General features: G+C 63.6%; 15 protein-coding genes. 8 read left to right on the forward strand and 7 right to left on the reverse strand.

Annotation, left to right across the window (positions count from 1 at the left end):
* Positions 1-210: 210 nt before the first annotated feature.
* The 6 genes from ACQZ2L_RS09685 (at position 211) to ACQZ2L_RS09710 (ending at position 6724) form a co-directional block, all read left to right on the forward strand.
* Positions 211-678: a hypothetical protein gene (locus tag ACQZ2L_RS09685; protein ID WP_430325853.1), complete on the forward strand. Its 468-nt coding sequence runs from the start codon at positions 211-213 to the stop codon at positions 676-678.
* A 77-nt stretch (positions 679-755) separates the two neighbouring features.
* Entirely contained in the window at positions 756-2351 is a 1596-nt protein-coding gene (locus tag ACQZ2L_RS09690; RefSeq protein WP_430325854.1) for a sensor domain-containing diguanylate cyclase, read from the forward strand.
* A 62-nt stretch (positions 2352-2413) separates the two neighbouring features.
* Entirely contained in the window at positions 2414-3445 is a 1032-nt protein-coding gene (locus tag ACQZ2L_RS09695) for a UV damage endonuclease UvsE (protein WP_430325973.1), read from the forward strand.
* Positions 3446-3529: 84 nt separating this feature from the next.
* On the forward strand, positions 3530-3958 hold the full coding sequence (locus ACQZ2L_RS09700; protein WP_430325855.1) for a hypothetical protein: 429 nt from the start codon (positions 3530-3532) through the stop codon (positions 3956-3958).
* 141 nt (positions 3959-4099) lie between these two features.
* Positions 4100-4507, forward strand: coding sequence for a DUF2946 family protein (locus ACQZ2L_RS09705; RefSeq protein ID WP_430325856.1), 408 nt, complete (start codon positions 4100-4102; stop codon positions 4505-4507).
* Between the two features lie 66 nt (positions 4508-4573).
* Positions 4574-6724 carry a TonB-dependent receptor gene (locus ACQZ2L_RS09710; protein ID WP_430325857.1) on the forward strand — a complete coding sequence of 717 codons (2151 nt, stop codon included), beginning with the start codon at positions 4574-4576 and terminating at the stop codon, positions 6722-6724.
* 7 nt (positions 6725-6731) lie between these two features.
* Here the strand turns inward: ACQZ2L_RS09710 and ACQZ2L_RS09715 are convergent, their stop codons facing one another.
* The 5 genes from ACQZ2L_RS09715 to ACQZ2L_RS09735 form a co-directional block, all read right to left on the reverse strand.
* Entirely contained in the window at positions 6732-7460 is a 729-nt protein-coding gene (locus tag ACQZ2L_RS09715) for a class I SAM-dependent methyltransferase (RefSeq protein WP_430325858.1), read from the reverse strand.
* 84 nt (positions 7461-7544) lie between these two features.
* Positions 7545-8282 (reverse strand): amino acid ABC transporter ATP-binding protein, encoded by a 738-nt coding sequence (locus ACQZ2L_RS09720; RefSeq protein ID WP_430325859.1) that lies wholly within the window; start codon positions 8280-8282, stop codon positions 7545-7547.
* A complete protein-coding gene (locus ACQZ2L_RS09725) occupies positions 8269-8919 on the reverse strand; it encodes an amino acid ABC transporter permease (RefSeq protein WP_181089281.1) in 651 nt (216 codons plus the stop codon). Before ACQZ2L_RS09725 ends, ACQZ2L_RS09720 begins: the two co-directional genes overlap by 14 nt.
* A complete protein-coding gene (locus ACQZ2L_RS09730) occupies positions 8916-9581 on the reverse strand; it encodes an amino acid ABC transporter permease (RefSeq protein WP_430325860.1) in 666 nt (221 codons plus the stop codon). Before ACQZ2L_RS09730 ends, ACQZ2L_RS09725 begins: the two co-directional genes overlap by 4 nt.
* Positions 9582-9604: 23 nt before the next feature.
* Positions 9605-10390, reverse strand: coding sequence for a transporter substrate-binding domain-containing protein (locus ACQZ2L_RS09735; protein WP_430325861.1), 786 nt, complete (start codon positions 10388-10390; stop codon positions 9605-9607).
* Positions 10391-10676: 286 nt separating this feature from the next.
* Here ACQZ2L_RS09735 and ACQZ2L_RS09740 point away from each other — a divergent pair, with 286 nt between their 5' ends.
* Together ACQZ2L_RS09740 and ACQZ2L_RS09745 are read left to right on the forward strand one after the other, a co-directional pair.
* Positions 10677-11369 (forward strand): FadR/GntR family transcriptional regulator, encoded by a 693-nt coding sequence (locus ACQZ2L_RS09740; protein ID WP_101323040.1) that lies wholly within the window; start codon positions 10677-10679, stop codon positions 11367-11369.
* 164 nt (positions 11370-11533) lie between these two features.
* Positions 11534-12859 carry an MFS transporter gene (locus ACQZ2L_RS09745; protein WP_430325862.1) on the forward strand — a complete coding sequence of 442 codons (1326 nt, stop codon included), beginning with the start codon at positions 11534-11536 and terminating at the stop codon, positions 12857-12859.
* Between the two features lie 37 nt (positions 12860-12896).
* On the opposite strand, the gene ACQZ2L_RS09750 is transcribed toward ACQZ2L_RS09745, so the two are convergent.
* Complete coding sequence (locus ACQZ2L_RS09750) at positions 12897-13148, reverse strand: hypothetical protein (RefSeq protein ID WP_430325863.1); 252 nt, start codon at positions 13146-13148, stop codon at positions 12897-12899.
* Between the two features lie 85 nt (positions 13149-13233).
* On the reverse strand, positions 13234-13938 hold the full coding sequence (locus ACQZ2L_RS09755; protein ID WP_430325864.1) for an SDR family oxidoreductase: 705 nt from the start codon (positions 13936-13938) through the stop codon (positions 13234-13236).
* Between the last annotated feature and the right edge of the window lie 50 nt (positions 13939-13988).

Genomic DNA, 13988 nt, shown 5'->3' on the forward strand with positions numbered 1-13988 from the left:
ATACGCTCAAGCTGACTGGCGAAACGGCAAGCGCTGCGGATCACAGTCCGCAACGTCGTGGCGAAACTGCTCTTCGCTGTAGTCACGCGGCCAGAACGATGTGTTTACTTTCCGGGCATCTATGTGGGCCGTTTCCCACGCAGCGCAACTGCCACGCAGGCCCAGGAAAAACGGTAAACTTGCCACCCCACTGTGCCCAAGGGCTGCTCGATGAATCGCTTGCTCAACCTGCTGCTGCCCGTGCTCTTGCTCGGTGCCCTCGCCGCCTGCGACCAGCAGCCCAGCCGCGAACAACAGATCCTCGCCAAGCTGCCCTTGCAAGCCGCCTACGAGCACAACATCGGCAGGATGGCCTCGCTGCTGGCCATGACTTATCCGCAGGTCCCCGAAGAGCAGATCAAGCAGGTACTGCGCAAGCACCTCACCGTCGAGGACCAGCGCAACGACCTGTTCAAGCTGTACAGCACAGCCAACTTCAGCGATGCCGAGTTCGAAACCATTGTCGAGGCAACGCAAGACCCCGAGAAAGCCAAGGCATTGGGCGGCACCGAGCAGGGCAAACGCCTCAGCGAGAAGCTCACCGGTCTGATGCGCGCCAGCGCCCAGGACAAAGCGGTGCAGGCCCTCGCCGCGCAACGGATGCAGCAGGTCGAGGACGATCTGCAGGCGCTGCCTTGAACGGCCCGGTTTAGCTGTAGCTGCAATCACGCGGAACGCGTAAGGTATTTCGCAGTAACCCGTCAGTGAGGTCAGGATTGCCACACGCCAAGAAAGGACTGCGCCTGGATCTGCGCACACTCATCCTCGTACTGTCGGCGCTGACTGCAGTGACCATGCTGCTGACCAGCTATTTCGCCAGTTACCGGGTACAACGCCAACTGCTGATCGACCACTCACTGGAAGCCAACCGGGTCTACGCGGCAAAACTTGCAGCAATCACCGATACGTTTCTTGGTAACGCGCTGCAGCAACTGGACTTCAGTGCCGGGGTGCAGGCGCACAACCTGAACGATGCGCCCTCGCTGCTGGCCGAGACCGAGCGGGTGCTGCAGCAGAGCATCGCCTTTAACTCGACCTTCCTGGTCGATGCGCAGGGCATTCTGCGAGCGGTGTCGCCCGCGCCACTGCGCCACCTGATCGGTACCCACGTGCAGACGCAAGGCTCGCAAGAGGCCCTACGCGAACGCAGGGCGCTGGTGTCGATGCCATTTTTGTCGGCCGCCAACAATTTAGTGGTGGGGCTGTCACAGCCGATCTTCGATGGGCAAGGCCAGTACCTTGGCTATGTCGGCGGCACCGTCTACCTGCGTGAACGCAACTTCCTCAACAGCATGCTCGGCGAGCACTACTACAAGGATGGCTCGTACCTGTATGTGGTCGACCGTAACCGGCGCTTGCTCTATCACCCGGACCCGGAGCGGGTCGGGACGGTAGTCGAGGGCAACTCTCTGATCGATCAACTGGCCAGCCTGACCGAGGGCACTCGGCAGATCCGCAACAGTGCCGGCGTAGAGATGCTCGCCGGTTTTGCCACGGTGCCCAGCACCGGCTGGGGTGTAATTGCGCAGCAGCCACTGAGCCAGACGGTAGCGCCGATGCGCCAGCTGATCCTGAATGTGGTGCTGCTGTCGGCTCCGTTAGCGCTGCTTGGTTTTCTCGCCCTGTGGTGGTTTGCCCTCGCCATCACCCGGCCGCTGTGGCAACTGGCGGCGGGCGCGCTGGCGCTGGACCGCCCTGGCACGGCCGAACATCTGCACAAGGTGCGTGCCTGGTACTTCGAAGCGGCCGAGCTGAAACGCGCGTTGCTGTTTGGCCTCAATCTGCTGCAGGAACGCATTGGTCGGCTTAACCGCGACGCCCAAACCGACCCACTGACCGGGCTCGGCAACCGCCGCAGCCTTGAGTACAACCTCTCACTGCTCAAGGCTGAGGAGCGTAACTTCGCCGCAGTCGTGCTCGACATCGATCACTTCAAACGGATCAACGACACTTACGGTCATGCAGTGGGTGATCAGGCCTTGCGCCAGTTGGCCGAGCTGATGCGCAGCTGTTGCCGTGAAGTCGACGTACTCTGCCGCACCGGTGGCGAGGAGTTCATCATGATCCTGCCTGGCGCCAGCCTGGAGATCGCCACCGTAGTTGCCCAGCGCTTGCGCATCTGCGTACAGGACACACCGCTCGCTGCGGTCGGTGCGATCACCGTGTCGCTGGGCGTGGCGCATTGGCAGGCCAGTGCTGGCAGCCTGCCGGCCGAGGTGCTCAGCGAGGCCGACGCTGCTCTGTATGTGGCCAAGCAGAACGGGCGCAACCAAGTCCAGGTCGCCCGTAATAGCGAGGCAACGCACAGCTGAGCTGAGCGTTTGCCACGGCGCTGGTGTCCAAGCTGCAGCCCCCTGTCGACCCGGAGATGACCATGCCCCGCCTGGGCTTTGCCTGTATGTACCGCCACCCGCATCGCAGCCTCTCGATCAAAGAACTGGAGGCCATCGAAAAGGCCTTCAACCCGCGCACCACGACCTTGCGCTGGCTCAACAGCGCCAGCGTCGAGGCCGCCGCGGCAAAGCTGCTGGAGCTGGTCGAGCACAACCTCGATGCCCAGTTGCGCCTGCTGGCGTATGTTGCCGAACTGCCGCCAACCCTGCGCATGGTGCGCTTGAGCAGCGACCTGCTGCCGCTTTATAGCCACCCGCAAGTGGCTGAGTTCTATCGCAACCCGACCGTTCAGGCTGACCTGCAGACACGCCTCGGCGCGATTGGCGCGTTTGCTCGCAGCGCGGATATTCGCCTGTCGTTTCATCCCGGCCAGTACTGCGTGCTCGGCTCGGACCGCCCCGACGTGGTCGAGAACAGCCTGGCCGAGTTCGAGTACCACGCCGACATGATCCGCATGATGGGCTACGGCCAGCGCTTTCAGGACTTCAAGTGCAACGTGCACATTGCCGGGCGTTTGGGCGCCGCTGGGGTGCGCGCCGTGTGGCCGCGGCTGTCGCAGGAGGCACGCAATGTCATCACCTTCGAAAACGATGAAAAGACCTACGGCGTCGACGATTGCCTGGGCCTGGCCGATCTCGCGCCGGTGGTGCTGGATATCCATCACTGCTGGATTCACGAGAACGACTACATCGCCCATGACGACCCACGGCTGGCGCCGATCATCGCCAGCTGGCGCGGCGTGCGCCCGGTGATGCACTACTCGCAGCCACCCGAGCGCCTGCAGGAATTGGGCTTTGCCGCACAGTACAAGCTGGAGATTCCAGCCTTGCTGGAGCAGGTCAACAAGCGTGACCTGTACCAGCACAGCGAGCACATGTGGAACGACTGGACCAACCGCTACGCGCTGGGTTTCATGGACGACTTCGACATCATGTTCGAGGCCAAGCACAAGAACCTCGCCACTCTCGAGTTTTATCAGCGTTACGTTGATGGCGCTGCCGCCGTCAGTTGATCGGGCACCGTCCGTCAGTCCCGGGGCACCCTCGTCGACGAGGCAAGGCCCAACGCATGTACTCACATGAACGGGAGATACACCATGAAGCGGATGCATGCACTTTGTCTCGCAGTCTGCCTGGGCGCCACCGCGCCACTGGCCATGGCCGCGACCAGCATGAATGGCAATGACGCACCCAGCACACAGACCGGCGGCGCTACCGGCGTTGGCCCGGGCACCATGAACAGCGACGGCACGGGCACCGGCACCATGCAGCGTGACGGCACTGGCACTGGCACCATGAACGGCAGCGGAACCGGCACCGGTGGCAGCGGCATGGGTACCGGCGGCAGCACCACTGACAGCGATGACAATCAGGGCGGCACCGGCGGCAGTGGCACCGGCAGCGGCGGCAGCGGCAGCGGCGGCATGGGCGGCTCCGGCAGTGGCACTGGCTCAGGCAGTTCAGGTAGCGGCGGCTCGGGTGGTGCAGGCGGTAGCGGCGCAGGCGGCGGCGGTGGCGGCGGTTAATTCGCTGGCTATGGCACGTTAAACGCCGGCAGGCTCGAATAATGATTCGGTCCTGCCGGCTTCGTCTGGATGGCAGGTGCGACAATCCACCACAGCCAGTCAGCACTCAGGCGATGCTGAGCTGATGGTAGATTCAGCGCCATGAAAATCCCCCGCCAGAGCCGCGCGCTGACTGCCTGGGCGCTGTATGCCAGCGTCCTCTTCAGCCTATTGATCTGCGGTTTGCACCACGGCCAGATGAGCGGCCTGCAACTGTCGGGACTCAACGGCGGCTTCTGCTCGCTGTCCAGCGAGCACGGGCCCGCCATCGATCTTGACGACTCCAGCGGTGATCAGCACATGGCGCAGCTGGACTGCCCGATGTGCTCCTCGTTCGTTCAAGCCGCGGCACCGAGCAGCGCCGGCTGGTGGTTCGAGCGCCTGCGCGGCAGCGCGCCGTCGCCGATGGTCGAGCGCAGCTGGGCCCAGCCACCGCCACGCTATGTGCGCCCTGCCCTCAACCCACGCGCCTCCCCGGCGATCCACGCAGCGCCAGCAACCTTCGTCTGAGCCGCCCGGGCCACTTGCCCGCAGGTGTGTGCTCAGCCATGACTTTTGCGTGGAAACCACAACAACATGATCCGCCAGACTTCCCTGGTGCTCCTGGCGAGCACCTGCAGTATCGCCTGGGCCGACCACTCGGCCATCGAACTCACCGCCACCAGCATCGACGCCAGCCGCGCAGCGCCCTCGGGCCTGCAACTGGACGAGCCGATCCGCACCGGCTCCAAGCTCGGCCTGACCGCGCGGCAAACGCCCGCGTCGGTGAGTGTTTCAGACCGCAGCGTGATCGAGCAACGCGGGGCCAAGGACACCCAGGACGTAATCAACGCCATGACCGGCGTCAACGCCTCGGCCAACCCCGGCTACGGCGGCTTTGTCAGCTACCGCGGCTTCACCCAGAACCAGGTCACCCAGCTCTTCAACGGCATCAACCTCGGCTACAGCAGCGCCACCCGCCCGGTGGATGCCTGGGTCATCGACCGCGTCGAACTCATCGGCGGGCCGTCGTCGTTCCTGCATGGCGCCGGTGCAGTCGGCGGCTCGATCAACTACATCAGCAAGCTGGCCAGCCGCGATCAGCAGACCATCGATGGCCGCCTGCGCTATGGCAGCTTCGACGATTCGCAAATCGCCTTCGGTATCAATCAGGCGCTGGCCAGCAACCCGGCCGAGGCCCACCACTTCGTGCGCCTGGATTACAGCCGCGGCCACAGCAACGGCTACATCGACCGCAATGAGCGCGACACCGATAGCCTGGCGTTGTCCTTGCTCAGTGACCTGAGCCCCGACCTCACCCACACGCTGGCCATCGAGTACCAGCAAGACAAGGAAGTCAGCCCCTACTGGGGCGCGCCGATCCTGCCGGGGCGCAGCACCATGAAGATCGACAACAGCCGCCGTTTCGAGAACTACAACGTAGCCGACGGCCGCTATGAACAGCGCGTGCGCTGGTTGCGCTCAATGCTCGACTACCAGATCAGTGACGCCACCAGCGTGCACAACACGCTGTACCACTACGACGCCCAACGCGACTACCGCAACCTTGAGCGGTACAGCTACAACACCGCCGGCAATGTGCAGCGCGGCAGCCCGTACCTGCAACGCCATGAGCAAACAGTATTGGGCGACCGTATCGAACTGCGCCACGCCAACAGCCTGTTTGGCCTGCCGAGCCAATGGGCGCTGGGCCTGGACTATTCGCGCATGCGCCAGGACCTCTACCCCTCTGCTGGCAGCTGGAGCGACGTGGTTGACCCGGACCATTTCGACCCAGGCAGTTTCGATGATATCCCGGGGGTCAATGCTGGCCTCACCCGCCAGCGCCGCCACCAGATCGACAACCGCGCAGTGTTCGCTGAAAACCGCCTGCAGTTGACCGAGCGCCTGGCTTTGCTCACCGGCCTGCGCTACGACTACCTGCAAATGCAGGTGGACAACTACGGCACCGTTTCGCCCACCAGCCCGGCCTACTTCGAACGCCGTTGGGAACCGCTCAGCGGCCGGGTCGGCCTGACCTATGAACTGACGCCGAGCGCCAGCGTGTACCTGCAGTACAGCACCGCTGCCGACCTGCCGGCCGGGTCGTTGGCCGCCGCCACCTACTCAAACGTCGGCCTGTTCGATCTGTCCAAGGGCGAGCAGTGGGAAGCTGGCAGCAAGTTCGACTTTCTCGAGGGCCGCGGCGCGGCAACCATTGCCCTGTATCAGATCGTGCGCAAGGACTTTGCCGTGCGCGATTCGAGCAACCCCAACCTGACGGTGCAAGCCGGTCAGCAGACTTCACGCGGGATCGAACTGGCTGGGCGCTTTCAGGTCACGCCAACGCTGCTGGCAGAAGCCAACTATGCCTATGTCGATGCCCAGTACGATGAGTTCAACGAGGCCGCCAATGGCGTCTCGGTATCGCGCAAAGGCAACGCGCCGGTCAACGTGCCGGCCAACGTCGGCAACCTGTGGCTGACCTACAGCTTGGATACGGCTTGGTCGGTGGGCGTTGACGGGCGTTATGTCGGCTCGGTCTACGCCGACAACGCCAATACCTTGAAGGCACCGGCCTATACCCTGTTCGGTGCATTCGCGCGCTATCAGGTCGACCGGAACACCGCACTGACAGCACGGGTGCGCAACCTCACCGATGAGGTCTACGCCAAGCAGGCATACGGCCTGCAGTACTACATGGGCGCGCCGCGCACGCTCGAACTGGCCATGGACGTGCGTTTCTGATGGAGCCTTAACGTCGCGCCGAGACCAGCAACATCATCGGCCGCTCAAGCTCTTCAGCCAGCGCCGGCCAGGCCTCGATCTGCTCAGGGCTTGGTGCAAACTCCTCGATCCGGGCAATCTGGAAACCCGCCTCGATCAAGCTGTTGAGCGTGCTGGCCAAGGTCCGGTGATACTTCAACACGCCTTCGGCAAACCAGTCACTGCGCCGCTCGCCTTCAACCGCGTAGCGGCTCACCGGCCAACTCAGGCTGCCGTTCTCGGCGTGCTGCCAGTGCGCGCCGGCAGCGGCCATGTAGATCGGATGTTCACAGCTGAACACCAACTGGCCGCCCGGCAGCAGTGCCTGGTACAGCGTTGCGATCAGGCGTGGCAGGTCTTCGATGTAGTGGAAGGTCAGCGCACTGTAGGCCAGGTCGAACGCTGCTGCTGGCAGCGTGAGGCTCTCGAGATCAGCGATACGGTACTCGATCGCCGCATCATCGGTATCGTGCCGGGCACGCGCGAGCATGTTCTGCGACAGGTCCAGGCCTAGCACCGAGGCCGCGCCTTGCTCGCGCATCCAGCGCGACGCCCAACCAAAGCCGCAACCCAGATCGACCACACGTTTGCCGGCGAGTGCAGGCAGCATGGCGCGCAAGGTGGGCCACTCGGGAGCGCCAGCGAGCCCCTGAGTCTGACGCGGCAACTGGCTGTAACCGGCGAAAAACGCAGGGGTGTCGTAGATGTTCTGGGCCATGACAGGGTCCGTGAGTGGCACAAGCACGCACTCTAACCTGAGATCGCAGAACACGGCCACCATCTGGTCAGTGGGTCGAGCCGCTCAGGACGCTTGCGCCACCGCACCAATGAAGTTGGCCAGTTCGGCGGTCTGCGGTGCGGCGAACACCTCACGCGGGTTGCCCACTTCATGCACCTTGCCCTGGTGCATGAATACCAGCTTGTCGCCCACTTCCCGGGCAAAGCGCATCTCGTGAGTGACCATGATCAGGGTCATGCCCTCCTTGGCTAGCTGGCGCACCACGCCCAGCACCTCGGTGACCAGTTCCGGGTCCAGCGCTGAAGTTATCTCGTCACACAGCAGCACTTTCGGCGACATCGCCAGTGCCCGAGCAATCGCCACTCGCTGTTGCTGACCACCGGAGAGTTGATCCGGGTAGGCGTCGAATTTCTCGCCCAGGCCAACCCGCGCCAGCATCTGCTCAGCCAGTTGCCGCGCTTCGCCCTTGCTGGTCTTCTTCACCACCTGCGGTGCCAGCATCACGTTCTCGCCGACGCTCAAATGCGGGAACAGGTTGAACTGCTGAAACACCATGCCCACTTTCTGGCGCAGGCTGCGCAGGTCGGCGCGGGCAGCGTCGAGGTACTCGCCGTCGACTTCGATGACGCCGTCACTGATCGACTCGAGGCCGTTGAGGGTGCGCAACAAGGTGCTTTTGCCCGATCCGCTGCGGCCGATGATCGCGACCACTTCGCCCTCTTCGATGCTCAGGTCAACGCCTTTGAGCACGTGGTTGTCGCCGTAATACTTGTGCAGCGCAGATACTCTAAGCAGGGGCATGCAGCCTCCTTTCCAGATAACGGGCGCTCAACGAGAGCGGGTAGCAGAGGATGAAGTAGCCCACGGCGACCAGGCCGTAGGTCAGGAACGGCTCGAAGGTGGCGTTGGCGAGCATGCCGCCGGTCTTGGTCAGTTCGGTGAAGCCGATGATCGACGTGACCGCCGTACCCTTGACCACCTGCACCGAGAAGCCCACCGTCGGCGCGATGGCGATGCGCATCGCCTGGGGCAGGATCACATAGCGCAGTTGCTCGAGCCGGCTCAGCGCCAGGCTGCCGGATGCTTCCCACTGGCCACGGCCGATGGACTCGACGCAGCCGCGCCATATCTCGGCAAGGAACGCGCTGGTAAACAGCGTCAGGGCGATGGCTGCTGCCATCCACGCGGAAACGTCGATGCCGAACAGCGCGATGCCGAAAAACACCATGAACAGCTGCATCAGCAATGGCGTGCCCTGGAACAACTCGATATAGCCCCGGGCCAGGCCGCGCAGATAAGGGTTCTCGGAAATCCGCGCGAGCAGCAACAGCAAGCCGGCAATGCCCCCGCAAACAAACGCCACCAGCGACAGCAACAAGGTCCATTGCAAACCGGTTAGCAGGTTGCGGACGATATCCCACAAGGTGAAGTCCATCAGCGTCTCCCCATCAGCCAGCGCTGGCCAAGCCAGGCCAGCACCTGCCGCACGCCGATGGCCATGACCAGGTACAGCACGGTGGTCAGCAAGTAAGTCTCGAACGCACGGAAATTACGCGATTGAATGAAGTTGGCCGCGAACGACAACTCCTCGGTGGCGATCTGCGAACACACCGCCGAGCCGAGCATGACGATCACGATCTGGCTGCTCAGCGCCGGCCAGACCTTGGCCAGCGCCGGTCGCAGAATCACATGCCGAAACGCCTCGAAGCGGCTCATGGCCAGCGCTGCAGCCGCTTCCAGCTGGCCCTTGGGGATGGCCATGATGCCGGCGCGGATGATCTCGGTGGAATACGCGCCGAGGTTGATCACCATCGCCAGCACTGCCGCTTCCCATTCACTCAGGCGCACGCCAAGCGCCGGCAAGCCAAAGAAGATGAAAAACAGCTGGACCAGAAACGGCGTGTTGCGGATCAGCTCCACATACACCCCGAACACCGCAGAAAACGGCTGCAGGCGCCAGGCCCGGACCACCGCGCCGAGCACGCCGATGGCCAGCCCCAGCACGGTACCGACCAGCGTCAGTTGCAGGGTGAACAGCGCCCCTTTGAGGAGCAGGTCAGCCTGGGCCAGCACCGGGGCGAAATCAAATTGATAGGCCATCGAACAGCAACTCCAGGCGCGGCTTAAAGGTCAGCCGGAAGCGGCTGCTTCAGCCATTTTTCCGCATTGCGATTGAGGCTGCCGTCAGCCTTGGCTGCATCCAGCGTGGCGTTGACCTTGTCCAGCAGTGCCGGCTCCTGTTTGGCCAGGCCGACATACACCGGCGAGTCCTTGAGCTTGACCTTGAGTACCGGCACCTTGGCCGGGTTCTTCTCGGCGATCACGGCCATGACCACACTGCCACTGGCGATCAGCTCGACCTGCCCGGCCAGGTAGGCGGCAATGGTAGAGTTGTTGTCTTCAAAGCGCTTGATGGTTGCGCCCTTTGGCGCCACTGCCGACAGCTCCATGTCTTCGATCGAGCCGCGGGTGACGCTGATGGTCTTGCCGGCGATGGCATCGATGTTGTCGATCTTGGTCTCGGCGGGGCCGAACACCGCCAGGTAGAACGGTGCGTAGGGTTTGGAGAAGTCGATCACCGCCGCCCGCTCCGGGTTCTTGCCCAGGCTGGAGATCACCAGATCAACCTTGCCGGTGGTGAGGAACGGGATACGGTTGGTGCTGTTGACCGGCGTCAGTGCCAGCTTGACCCCAAGCTTGTCGGCCAGCAGCTGCGCGGTGTCGATGTCCAGGCCGCGCGGTTTGAGATCAGGGCCGACCGAACCGAACGGTGGGAAGTCTTGCGGCACAGCGACTTTCAATACGCCGCGGGCAGTGATATCGGCCAGCGCATCGGCCTGGGCCTGAACTGCGCCAAGGGCACCGCCGCAGAACACGGTAGCCAGAAACAGGGTACGGAACTTGGTCATGCACGAGCCTCGCAGGGTCAGAGTGGGCAACTGAACAGGCAGTTACCAGGACAAGTGCACGGGCCATGCCAGAAAGCTCGCCAGACCTCGTAAAAGCTGGCCAGCCCGTCTGCGCCACGGTCTTACTGGTCTGAACAGTTGCCTGGTGAATCAGGCCGGAGCAGCGAGCTGCGCCCCGCATTTGTGCAAGGCCGGTTGAGCCTGCGCCAGCACGGAGCAAGGCTTGCCAGCGCCGCGCATTGCCCGTAAAAGGGTCGAACCCTGCCCTCTGACCGGTCTGAACTGCATGCTCGATACCCTCCCCCGCGCCGTCCCGGAAATCGCCTTGCAGGCAATCCGCAAACTGATCGATGACGGTGGTTATCTGCCCGGTGACGCCCTGCCTTCGCAGCGCGATCTGGCCGAGCAACTGGGGGTCAGCCGGGCTTCGTTGCGTGAGGCCCTGTCAACCCTCAGCGCGTTGGGCCTGGTCAGCGTGCAGCCCGGCAAGGGCGTGTTCGTGCTGGCTCCAGTGCCGGCTACACCGGTGGGTTTCAGCTGGCCGTACGCCGAGCAGGTGTCTGCCGCCGACACCTTCCAACTGCGCTATGCACTTGAGGGCTTCGCCGCCGGGCAGGCGGCGCTGAACCTGACGGCCGACGACCTCGACCGGCTTGCCGCCAATGTCGAGGCCATGCGCCAGGAGCTGCGTGCGGGTAACTTCGAGGCAGCAGCGCGGCTGGACTTTGCCTTCCATCAGGCGCTGCTGCAGGCCGCCGGCAACCGCGCCATGCTGCATGTGATCACCGCCAGCCAGGACATCTTCCTGGAAAGCCAGAAGCTGCCGTTCATTCGCCCGGAGCGGGCCATGGAAACCTGGCAGGAGCACAGCAAGATCCTCCGTGCCCTGGCCCGACGCTCGCAACTGGGCGCGCAGCGGGCCATGCAGGAGCATATCCGCAACGCCGCTTCGCGCACCGGCGTGGTGTTCCCGGTCTAGGCCGGCGCAACCGCTTGCCTGCTGGTTGAAACAGATAGCTCAGTGTCGCCCCCAAATATGCGCGCGGCGCAACCTGCCGATCTACTGGTAGCCATAACAACGATGCTGCGGCCCGACTGCGGCACTTTCAATCAGGCTGCCATGGCAAATCGGAGCGTATCCGCATGTCCACTTCCCATGAGGTATCACCGGCCACCTTGCGCCGGGTCATCGCGGCCTCGGCCGTTGGCAATTTCGTCGAGTGGTTCGACTTTGCCGTCTACGGCTTCCTCGCGACGCTGATCGCCAGCCAGTTCTTCGCCAGCTCCGACCCCGGCGCCGGTCTGCTCAAGACCTTTGCCGTGTTCGCCGTGGCCTTTGCCTTGCGGCCATTGGGCGGCATCGTGTTTGGTGCTTTGGGAGATCGGCTCGGGCGCAAACGCGTGTTGTCGATGACCATTCTGCTGATGGCGGGCTCGACCACCCTGATCGGCTTGCTGCCCACCTACGCCAGCATCGGCATCGCAGCGCCGCTGTTGCTGACCCTGGCGCGCTGCCTGCAAGGCTTTTCCGCGGGTGGCGAGTACGCCGGTGCGTGCGCTTATCTGATGGAACACGCGCCGCAAAACAGACGCGCGTTCTATGGCAGCTTCGTGCCGGTGTCGACCTTCTCGGCGTTTGCCTGCGCAGCAGTGATCGCCTACGCCCTCGAGGCAAACCTGAGCAGTGAGGCGATGAACAGCTGGGGCTGGCGTGTGCCGTTTCTGATCGCGGCGCCCTTGGGCCTGGTCGGTCTCTACCTGCGCTGGCGCATGGAGGAAACCCCAGCATTCCGCGCGGCCATCGCCGAAGGCAAGGTGCACAGCCATTCGCCGCTCAAGCAGACCCTGCGCAATCACGGCCGGGCGATCCGCAACCTAGGCGCGTTCATTTCGCTGACGGCGCTGTCGTTCTATATGTTCACCACCTACTTTGCCACGTACCTGCAACTGGTCGGCAACCTGACCCGCGCGCAGTCGTTGCTGGTGACCACTGTGGCACTGCTGTTCGCCGCCGCCGGCTGCCCACTGGCCGGGTTGCTGTCGGACCGCATCGGTCGGCGCAGGACCATCGGTTTCACCTGCCTGTGGGTGATGATTGCGGTGTTCCCGGCCTACTGGCTGGCGAGTTCGGGGTCGATGTCCGGCGCGTTGCTCGGCGTGATCCTACTGGCGGTCGGGGCGCTGATGAGTGGCGTAGTCACTGCCGCACTGCTCTCGGAAAGCTTCCCCACCCGCACTCGATACACCGCCTCGGCGATCACCTATAACGTTGCCTACACGCTGTTCGGCGGCACCGCGCCGCTGGTAGCGACCTGGCTGATTGGCCAGACCGGCAGCAGCCTGGCCCCTGCGTTTTATCTGGTGGTGATCGCCTTGCTGGCCTTGATCGGCGGCCTGGCGCTGCCGGAGACATCGCGGGTTTCACTGCATGACGAGGTGCCGACAGGGCAGCCTAGCCCCGCCGTTTAAGCTATGCCTGCGGGGCCCTTGCGGCCCCGTTGCACAGTCAGTTGCGGTAGTCGCCACCGTGCACGGCCCAGAGATAGGCCTTGTCTGCTTCCAGTCTCAGGTCACGCCACTCTTGCCAGGTCACCAGACCTAGGCGGTCCATTTCGTCAGCCTGATACAGCAGCCGCTCGTGATAGGTGTCGGGGCAGTCCATGCGCTGCTGGCGGTCTTCCAGCAGCTGATACCACCCCGACAGTGCCGAGATCCGCTGTTCATCCTGTGGCTGCAAGGAGGCATCGAAGACATTCATTGGCAGTTACCCGGCGCTGGTTTCCCGGTTGAGTCAGCGCAGCGCCGAGGGGTTCCTGCGCAGTTGCCCATGGCCTGCTCAGCGGTTACAGGCTGCGGGTAATGCCGCCGTCGACGCGGATGTTCTGCCCGGTAATGTAGGCGGCGCCTTCACTGGCCAGAAATGCCACGGTGGCGGCGATTTCTTCGCTGGTGCCATAGCGCTTGAGCGGTACGCTGTCGCGGCGTTGCTCGGTGCTGGGCAAGCTGTCGATCCAGCCGGGCAGGACGTTGTTGATGCGCACGTTATCGCCGGCAAATTCGTCGGCAAAAATCTTGGTGAAGGCGGCCAGCCCTGCGCGGAATACCGCTGAAGTCGGGAAAAGAGAGCTGGGTTCAAAAGCCCAGGCGGTAGAAATATTGATGATCACGCCACCTTGCTGGCGCTGCATGATCGGCGTAACCAGGCGACTGGGTCGGACCACATTGAGCAGGTAGGTCTCCATGCCAAGCTGCCAGTCCTGATCGGTCAGCTCCAGAATTGGCGCCCGTGGGCCGTGGCCTGCGCTGTTGACCAGCACGTCGACGCGGCCCCATTTGGCCATGACCGCATCGACCAATGCTTGCAGATCGGCAGGGGACTGATTGCTGCCGGTCAGGCCGATACCCCCTAGCTCGGCGGCAAGGGCCTCGCCTTTGCCGGAAGAGGACAGGATCGCGACGCGAAAGCCGTCGGCGGCCAGTCTTCGGGCGGCGGCGGCGCCCATGCCGGTGCCGCCGGCGGTGATGATGGCTACTTTGTCTGCTGACATGATTGCTCCTGGTGAGAGAGTGATGACGCATTCAGGCTACACCCGGCAAC

It is taken from the genome of Pseudomonas shirazensis, assembly GCF_050496565.1.
Taxonomy (GTDB): Bacteria; Pseudomonadota; Gammaproteobacteria; order Pseudomonadales; family Pseudomonadaceae; genus Aquipseudomonas; species Aquipseudomonas shirazensis_A.